Origin of the sequence: Bradyrhizobium jicamae (genome assembly GCF_001440395.1) — a bacterium.
GTDB lineage: Bacteria > Pseudomonadota > Alphaproteobacteria > Rhizobiales > Xanthobacteraceae > Bradyrhizobium > Bradyrhizobium jicamae.
The window spans coordinates 1-1,645 of sequence record NZ_LLXZ01000067.1 but is presented as its reverse complement, the minus strand read 5'-3'; the positions used below and the strand labels follow the sequence as shown (position 1 = coordinate 1,645).

The 1,645-nt window shown below is 61.3% G+C and carries 1 protein-coding gene; it reads right to left on the bottom strand.

Annotation, left to right across the window (positions count from 1 at the left end; all coding sequences use genetic code 11):
* Window positions 1–551: 551 nt before the first annotated feature.
* Window positions 552–1,645 (bottom strand): IS66 family transposase (tnpC, locus tag CQ12_RS11095; protein WP_057835349.1); only part of this gene is annotated, 1,094 nt, incomplete at its 5' end.

Here is a 1,645-nt window from a genome sequence, read left to right as displayed (position 1 = left end):
AGGCGAATCTGGGTTGGTTTAAGACTGCTTCATGCGGCGGGTATCTCTACCTTGAGCTCAGCACCATCGGTCCAGATAGGATGGAGGATGACCGCCATTTGCGCGCGACGGCGAACTTTGCCTTTTTGGCGCCAACGCGTTTGGTTACCTTGCTACCCAACGCTTGAGCAGAACTTCGCGTTACAACGGTCAACAGTACGTTCGCAGCCTCGAATAGATAAGTCCGAACCTGGCGGGCAGTCCGATCGATCTCACCGGATTGATAACGTCTTGGTGTCAGGTCGGAGATAGGCGCCAACGTCGGCGGAACGTCTGAAGCAAGCCGGGTTGTCGACGAAGGCCAGAACGGTCAGAGACCGACACCGGGAACGGTCATCATTCGGGAACAGTTGGTCGTACTTCGCCATCACCCGGAGTTGTCGATCAAATATTCCAAATTTGCGCGGTCAAACAAGGCTGAGCCAAGAGCAACGGCCCGAAAATAAAATCCGGCGCTTCAACGAGGACGGCGCTAATTTGTAAGCATCCGGTGAGGACCGCGGGGCGGTCACTCAAGCTGCCTGATTGACTTGCTTATTTTGGTCTCGCCAATTCCAGGGCAGCAACTCGTCGAGCTTTTGGGCTGGATGAGCAGCGATGCGCGCCAGGACGTCGGCGAGCCAGGCTTGTGGATCCACATCGTTCATTTTGGCGGTGACGATCAGGCTGTACATCGTTGCGGCACGGCCGCCACCGCGGTCGGAGCCGCAGAACAGCCAAGACTTCCGACCCAGGGCGATGCCGCGTAGGGCTCGTTCGGCGGCGTTGTTCGACAGGCAGATGCGGCCGTCGTCGAGGAAGCGGGTGAACGCGCTCCAGCGCTTGAGCATGTAGTCCATTGCCTTGGCGACGTCGTTGCGGCGTGAGAGCTTGGCACGTTGCGCACGCATCCAGGTTTCTAGATCGGCGACGAGCGGCGCGCTCAGCTCCTGGCGGACGGCGCGGCGCCGTTCGGGCGTCTCGCCGTTGATGCCTCGTTCGATCTCGAACAAGGCGTCGATCCGACGGACTGCTTCCAGCGCCAAAGGCGAGATCACCGCTGGCTTTTTACCCTGTGCCTTGCGGCGCGCATTCTCCACCAGATCAGCCATCACGAAGAACGGCCGTCGGGCATGGACCCAGCACGCGGCTTCCAGGATCGGACCTGCGTTGCGGCCCGGTTCGTAAAGCCTGCCATAGCCGCCATAGGCATCGGCCTGGAAGATTCCGCTGTAGCCGGCCAGATGGGCCTGGGGATACTCGCCAGCGCGATCGCGCGAGTAATAAAACACTGCCCCCGGCGGGGCCTGCCCGCCGAACGGCTTGTCGTCGCGGACATAGACCCAAATTCGGCCGGTGTCGGTCTTGCCTTTGGCCAGGACCGGCACCGTAGTGTCATCGCCATACAGTCGCTCGGCGCTCAGCACATGGGCCTCGAGACGCCGGAACAAGGGCGTCAGCGCGACCGTACAACCGCCGACCTGGTCGGCGAGGGTCGACAGGCTGATTGGCACGCCTTCCTTGGCATAGCGTTCGGCCTGCCGGTTCAGCGGCTGGTGCTGGCCGAACTTCTCGAACATCACCATCGCCAGCAAGCTTGGCCCAGCCCAGCCGCGGGCAATCACAT